Source organism: Limnohabitans sp. (assembly GCF_031539175.1).
Classification (GTDB): Bacteria; Pseudomonadota; Gammaproteobacteria; order Burkholderiales; family Burkholderiaceae_C; genus Limnohabitans.
Genome location: NZ_JAVKLQ010000067.1, coordinates 54,808 through 60,913, shown reverse-complemented (window position 1 = coordinate 60,913; position 6,106 = coordinate 54,808). Strand labels below are relative to the sequence as shown.

Genomic DNA, 6,106 nt, shown 5'->3' with positions numbered 1-6,106 from the left:
GGGGAGGGGCTTAGGGCGGGTGACGATTTTATGTACCCATCATGAGGAACCCGCCCTAAGCCCCTCCCCGAAGCGAGCTCAGCAAAAAATCAAAGCGTCACCACCTGCAACCCCGGCAAAGTAGGCATCGGGAACTCTTCATGGTCAAACGCCTTGTCGCCATCGTCTGACGCCACCCCTGTGGTCACCAAGTTCTTGAAATCAAACTTCGTGTGGTCCATCAAATGCGAGGGCACCACGTTTTGCATCGCGGCGAACATGTTTTCAATGCGGCCTGGAAACTTCTTTTCCCACTCGCGCAACATCTCCCCCACCACTTGGCGCTGCAAGCCGTCTTGGCTACCGCACAGCGTGCAAGGAATGATGGGGAACTGGCGTACTTTGGACCAACGCTCTAAGTCTTTCTCGGCCACGTAGGCCAAGGGGCGAATGACCATGTGGTCGCCGCCATCGCTCACCAGTTTGGGGGGCATGGCTTTGAGCTTGCCGCCGAAGAACATGTTCAAGAAGAAGGTTTGCAAGATGTCGTCGCGGTGGTGGCCCAGTGCGATTTTGTTGCAGCCCAACTCGCCCGCCACGCGGTACAAAATGCCGCGACGCAAGCGCGAGCACAGGCTGCACATGGTTTTGCCTTCGGCAATTTTTTCTTTGACGATGGAGTACGTGTCTTGCGTTTCAATGCGGAACTTCACGCCCACTTGCGCCAAGTATTTGGGCAGCACATCGGCGGGGAAGCCGGGTTGCTTTTGGTCGAGGTTGACCGCGATCAGCTCAAAGCTGATGGGCGCGCGTTGCTGCATCATGAGCAAGATGTCGAGCATGGCGTAGCTGTCTTTGCCGCCTGACATGCAGACCATGATCTTGTCGCCTTCTTCGATCATGTTGTAGTCGACGATGGCTTGGCCGACTTGGCGGCACAGGCGTTTTTCGAGCTTGTGGTTTTCGTGCTCGATCTTGATTTGCTTCGTGTCTTTGTTGAGGTCTTTTTCAGCGGTCGTCATAGTCACCATTGTCCTGTTTCCATGCGAATGGCCACTTCGCAGTCTTCAAAAATTTCAAGTTTGGCGATTTTCACGCGCACGCCCAGCACGCCCGGCAGTTGCATGAGGCGGTGGGCGAGTTTGCCAATCAGCGTTTCGAGCAAGTTGACGTGCTCGGCGGTGCATTCGGTGATGATGATTTGGCGCACCTTGCGGTAGTCCAGCACGTGGCAAATGTCATCGTCGTGTGGCAAGAGCGGCTGCGTGCCCAAGTTCAACTCAGCATCGACTTGGATGGGCTGCGGGTCGGTTTTTTCATGTTCCAAGATGCCGAGGTTGGCATCAAAGCGCAGGCCGGTGAGGTTCAAGATTTGGGTGCCTTTGCTGGCCATGTCAGAGCACTCCGGGTTTGGCGCGGAAGGCCTCAACGCCCACGGCTTCGCAGTCGGGGTACACGTCGGGTTTGCGGGTGGACACGCGTGCGGCCATCACGCCGGTGTGGTCGAGCAGGCGGGTCAAGATGTCATCGCACAGCGTTTCTTGCAGGCCAATGTGGCCGCGTGCAATGCGCTCGTGCACGACGGCGCGCACAAAGTCGTAGTCGACCACTTCGTCGATGCGGTCGTCTTTGGGGCGTGTGCCTTCGAACGAGACATACAAGTCCACATCGATGATGAGGCGCTGTGGCGCTTGCTGCTCAAAGTCGTGCACGCCAATGTGGGCTTGCACGGTGAGGCCGGTCAAAAACAGGCGGCGGCAGTTGAGAAGTAGGGTGTTGTTCATGGTTTGAAAAGCTCCTCGACGACAAACATCACATCGCGCGCCATCGGTACCAAGTGCTGGCCGTTGTCGACGCGAAGGGTGGTGCCGGTGATGCTGGCGTTGTTGGCCAAAAACAGCACGCTGTTGGCCACGTCAGTGGGGTTGATCGGCTGGCGCAGCAAGTTGGCCTGTGCGGCGCGGTTGAAGTTGTCTTGGGTTTGTGGTCCGCTCAGGTACATCAAGCCCGGCGCCACGGCGTTCACGCGCAAAGTAGGCGCGAGCGATTGGGCTTGCAGGCTGACCGCACGCTCCAGCGCAAGCTTAGACAGCGTGTACGAGAAGTAATCGGGGTTGAGGTTGTAGACCTTTTGGTCCAGCACATGGATGACGCTGGGTTGGGGCTGGTGCGACGCAGAAGCCGCTTCGGTTGTGGTTTGCGCTGTCGCTGGCTGAGAGTTGGCATGCAACTGCGCCATCCACTTGCCAAAACGCATGGGCGCCATCAAATTGACTTTGAGCTGTGCCAAGGCTTGGGCTTCGTCAAAGTTGTCGCCCTCGTCGGGCACAAACAGCGACGCGTTATTGACCACGCAGCGCAGGGCTAGGCCCGTGGTGGCGGTCGTGGTGTCAAAAATGCGTTGGCAGCTGGCCTCATCTTCCAATTCACCTTGCACGCCCAACGCGTCTACACCCAAAGCGCGCAGCTCGGCGCACAAGGCGTGCGCTTGCTCGCCTGATCGGTTGTAGTGGCAGGCCACGTTCCAGCCTGCGCGTGCGAAGGCCAGACCGATTTCTCGGCCTAAGCGAACACTGCCGCCAGTGATGAGTGCCCAAGAGCGCATGGTGAGGGAATGCCTGTGTAAGAAGGGTTGGAAGACGCGATGCGCAAGGTGCAGCGCTGAGGTTCGCGTTACGATCTGCACCGCATGAATTCTCACCAATTATCCAACGACCCGGGCCAGCAGGCCTTATATACCCTCATTCAACGCAGCATTGCCAATGCGGGCGGCTGGTTGGGGTTTGACCGTTTCATGGCTTTGGCGTTGTATGCCCCCGGCATGGGCTATTACGCCAACAGCTTGCGCAAGTTTGGTTTGACCCCTGAAAGCGGCAGCGACTTTGCCACGGCACCCGAAATGTCGCCGCACTTTGGCCGCACTTTGGCACATCAAGTGCGCGAAGCCTTGGCGGTCACGCGCACCGATGAGGTGTGGGAGTTTGGGGCTGGGTCAGGTGCTTTGGCCAAACAGCTGCTCGACGCTTTGGGCGACGCGGTGCAGCGCTACACCATCGTCGATTTGTCGGGCAGTTTGCGGGCACGCCAACAAGACACACTGAAAGCCCATGCCCACCAAGTGCGCTGGGTCGATGCCTTGCCCGAGCAACTGAGCGGCGTGGTGGTGGGCAACGAAGTGCTTGACGCCATGCCCGTGCAACTGCTGGTGCGTAAAAGTGGCGTGTGGCATGAGCGCGGCGTGGTGTGGCATGAGAACACGCTGCAATGGGCCGATCGCGTGACCGATTTGCGTCCACCGGTTGAGGTGCTTGGCGACCACGATTACCTGACCGAAATTCACAGCCAAGCGGAGGCCTTTGTGGCCACCTTGGCGGACCGCTTCAAGGCAGGCGAAGCTGCCACGGGCCATGGTGGCGCGGCGTTCTTGATCGACTACGGTTTTCCTGAAGGCGAATACTTTCACCCCCAGCGCCACATGGGCACGCTCATGTGCCACCAGTTGCACAAGTCCGACACCGACCCCTTGCAAGACGTGGGCGCCAAAGACATCACCGCGCACGTCAACTTCACCGGCGTGGCCTTGGCCGCGCAAGATGCGGGGCTGCATGTGTTGGGCTACACCACCCAAGCGCATTTCTTGATCAACTGCGGCTTGCTGCCGCCTTTGGTCGATGCGCCTGTGGCCGAGAAAGCGATGGCGCAAAAGTTGATCACCGAGCACGAGATGGGCGAGTTGTTCAAGGTGGTGGCGTTGGGCACGTCCGAGTGGGAGCCCATGGGCTTCGCGCAGGGCGACCGCAGCCACACGCTCTGAGGCTTTGACATGACCCGCTGGCTGATTGTTGTTTTTCTCGCGCTGTTGGTGATCAACGCCATCACGCCTTGGTTGCAAAGGCTGGGGTTTGGGCGGTTGCCTGGTGACATTCGGTTCAAGATTTTTGGGCGGGAGATTTTTATTCCGCTTGCGTCGACCATCATCCTCAGCCTTGTGTGCGCTGGGATTTCTAAGGTGCTTTGAGAGTCGGACGGCCCTTCTTTGGAGAGCGCAGAGGGAGGTGCCTGCTCTGCTCCTCCGCCGCTTCGCGGCTCGATGTCGCTGCCGCAGGCACCTCCCTCTGCGCTTGACGCATTGGTCGGCTAACCTAATGCTGCGGCTATGGCGGCTTCTCTGGCGCTGTTTAGGCGCTTGCCTATGTCGGGGCCTTTGAGGCCTTGTTCCATTGCATGGGTACTGACGGCGGTGCTGTCTACCGATTGGGCGGCTTTCAATAACAGCGCCAACCTAGGTCCTTGCGTATACGCCTCGTCTTCTTTGCCCAATCGTCCACGTGCATCGCATTCGCAGGCTTGTAGGGCCAGTAGAAATCGTTCTGGGCGGCGCAGGGCGTCGCAGCGGACCAGTAGGCGCAATGCCGCTTCTGGGCCAAAGTTGCCGCTTTGGTGGATGTTGCCGTGTTCACGCGCCACCAGTTCGGCCAGTTCTTTGCAGTCGACGGGCACGCGCCAACGGGTGCACAAGGCGCGGGTGAGTTTTTCGCTGCGTTGTTCGTGGCCGATGTGGCGCGGGAGCACGTCGGGCGGTGTGGTGCCTTTGCCGAGGTCGTGGCAGAGGCACGCAAAGCGCACGTCCAGTGGTGCGTTGAGGCGGGCGCTTTGGTCGAGCACCATTTCAAGGTGAACGCCAGTGTCGATTTCGGGGTGGTACTCGGGGCGTTGTGGCACGCCGTAGAGTTTGTTGACTTCGGGCAGCAAGCGCTGCAAGGCCCCGCAGTCGCGCAGCACTTGCAGCATGCGCGAGGGGCGCGTGGCCATCAGGCCGCGTGAGAGTTCTTGCCACACACGTTCGCTGACCAAGGCGTCGACTTCGCCGTCGGCCACCATGTCGCGCATGAGGGCGAGGGTTTCGGGGGCGACGGTGAAGTCGGGGAAGCGGGCGGCAAAGCGGGCGAGGCGCAAGATGCGCACGGGGTCTTCACGGAAGGCGTCGGTCACATGGCGCAGCACTTTTGCGTGAATGTCACGCTCGCCGCCATAGGGGTCGATGTGCTGGCCGTTGGCGTCTTGGGCGATGGCGTTGATGGTCAGATCGCGCCGTGCCAAGTCTTGTTCTAAGGTGACGTCGGGGGAGGCATGGACCGCAAAGCCGTGGTAGCCGCGTGCGGTTTTACGTTCGGTGCGGGCGAGGGCGTATTCTTCGCGCGTCTCAGGGTGCAAGAACACGGGAAAGTCGCGACCCACAGGAATGAAACCTTGGGCCACCAGCGCTTCAGGGGTGCTGCCCACCACCACCCAATCGCGGTCTGCCTTGGGGTAGCCCAACAGGGCATCGCGTACGGCGCCGCCGACCAAATATGTGTTCATGCCACGAGTGTAAAACGTGGCGTTTGTCCTCGCGTCAGGCTTGCAGGCAGGGCGCTTCGTGGATAAAAAAGTCGGCGTCTTGTTCGGCCTTGGCGATCCACTCGCCGACGCTGGGCAGCGCCAAAATGCGGCTGATGTAGGCCTGAACAGGGGGCGAGACAGGCAAGGCGTAAGTGCGAATGCGCATGCACATCGACACAAAATACGCATCTGCGATGGTGAATTGACCAAACAGCATGGGGCCGCCACTGAGCTTGAGCTGGGTTTGCCACATGTTGACCAAGCGGTTGAGGTCGTCACAAAACGCGTTGTTTTTGTGAATCAAGCGCTCACCGATGGCGGGCAGTCGCGCCTCAATGTTCATGGGGCACATGGCGCGTAGTTCTTGAAAACCAGCATGCATTTCGGCGCACAAGCTGCGGGCGCGGGCACGGGCGGTGCGTTCGGCTGGCCATAAGTTCAAGTCAGGGTGAACTTCCGCCAAGTACTCACACATGGCCAAGGAGTCCCAAATGGAGGGGTTGCTGCCCAGCGAGGGATCGACCAGCACGGGTAATTTGCCCAATGGCGTCACCGCGCGCAGGGCTTTTTTGAGTTCAATGCTTTCAGCGGCGTCGCTGCGCACGGGTTGTTCGTTGAACGCAATGCCTGCTTGCTTCATCAGCACCCAAGGGCCCATCGACCAAGCGTCGGTGTTTTTGTTTCCAATGAACAGTGTGTAAGACATAAGCGCCTCATTAAATGAATACTTTGGATTGTATTTAAT

The 6,106-nt window shown here is 59.3% G+C and carries 8 protein-coding genes; 2 read left to right on the top strand and 6 right to left on the bottom strand.

What is annotated here, in order from left to right; all coding sequences use genetic code 11:
• Positions 1 to 89: 89 nt before the first annotated feature.
• The 4 genes from ttcA to RMS95_RS12280 are packed head-to-tail and all read right to left on the bottom strand — an operon-like array spanning position 90 to position 2,584.
• A complete protein-coding gene (gene ttcA, locus RMS95_RS12295; RefSeq protein ID WP_310646494.1) occupies positions 90 to 1,001 on the bottom strand; it encodes a tRNA 2-thiocytidine(32) synthetase TtcA in 912 nt (303 codons plus the stop codon).
• A gap of 2 nt (positions 1,002 to 1,003) precedes the next feature.
• Positions 1,004 to 1,372 (bottom strand): dihydroneopterin aldolase, encoded by a 369-nt coding sequence (locus RMS95_RS12290; RefSeq protein WP_104799616.1) that lies wholly within the window; start codon positions 1,370 to 1,372, stop codon positions 1,004 to 1,006.
• Between the two features lies 1 nt (position 1,373).
• Complete coding sequence (locus RMS95_RS12285) at positions 1,374 to 1,763, bottom strand: dihydroneopterin aldolase (protein WP_310646493.1); 390 nt, start codon at positions 1,761 to 1,763, stop codon at positions 1,374 to 1,376.
• Entirely contained in the window at positions 1,760 to 2,584 is an 825-nt protein-coding gene (locus RMS95_RS12280; RefSeq protein ID WP_310646492.1) for an SDR family oxidoreductase, read from the bottom strand. The genes RMS95_RS12285 and RMS95_RS12280 overlap by 4 nt, the downstream gene beginning before the upstream one ends.
• A gap of 84 nt (positions 2,585 to 2,668) precedes the next feature.
• Here RMS95_RS12280 and RMS95_RS12275 point away from each other — a divergent pair, with 84 nt between their 5' ends.
• A complete protein-coding gene (locus RMS95_RS12275; RefSeq protein WP_310646491.1) occupies positions 2,669 to 3,793 on the top strand; it encodes an SAM-dependent methyltransferase in 1,125 nt (374 codons plus the stop codon).
• A gap of 9 nt (positions 3,794 to 3,802) precedes the next feature.
• A complete protein-coding gene (locus tag RMS95_RS12270) occupies positions 3,803 to 3,997 on the top strand; it encodes a DUF2905 domain-containing protein (RefSeq protein WP_310646490.1) in 195 nt (64 codons plus the stop codon).
• A gap of 119 nt (positions 3,998 to 4,116) precedes the next feature.
• Here the strand turns inward: RMS95_RS12270 and RMS95_RS12265 are convergent, their stop codons facing one another.
• Positions 4,117 to 5,340, bottom strand: a complete 1,224-nt coding sequence (locus tag RMS95_RS12265; protein WP_310646489.1) for a multifunctional CCA addition/repair protein — start codon at positions 5,338 to 5,340, stop codon at positions 4,117 to 4,119.
• 34 nt (positions 5,341 to 5,374) lie between these two features.
• Positions 5,375 to 6,067: a glutathione S-transferase gene (locus tag RMS95_RS12260; protein ID WP_310646488.1), complete on the bottom strand. Its 693-nt coding sequence runs from the start codon at positions 6,065 to 6,067 to the stop codon at positions 5,375 to 5,377.
• Positions 6,068 to 6,106: the final 39 nt, after the last annotated feature.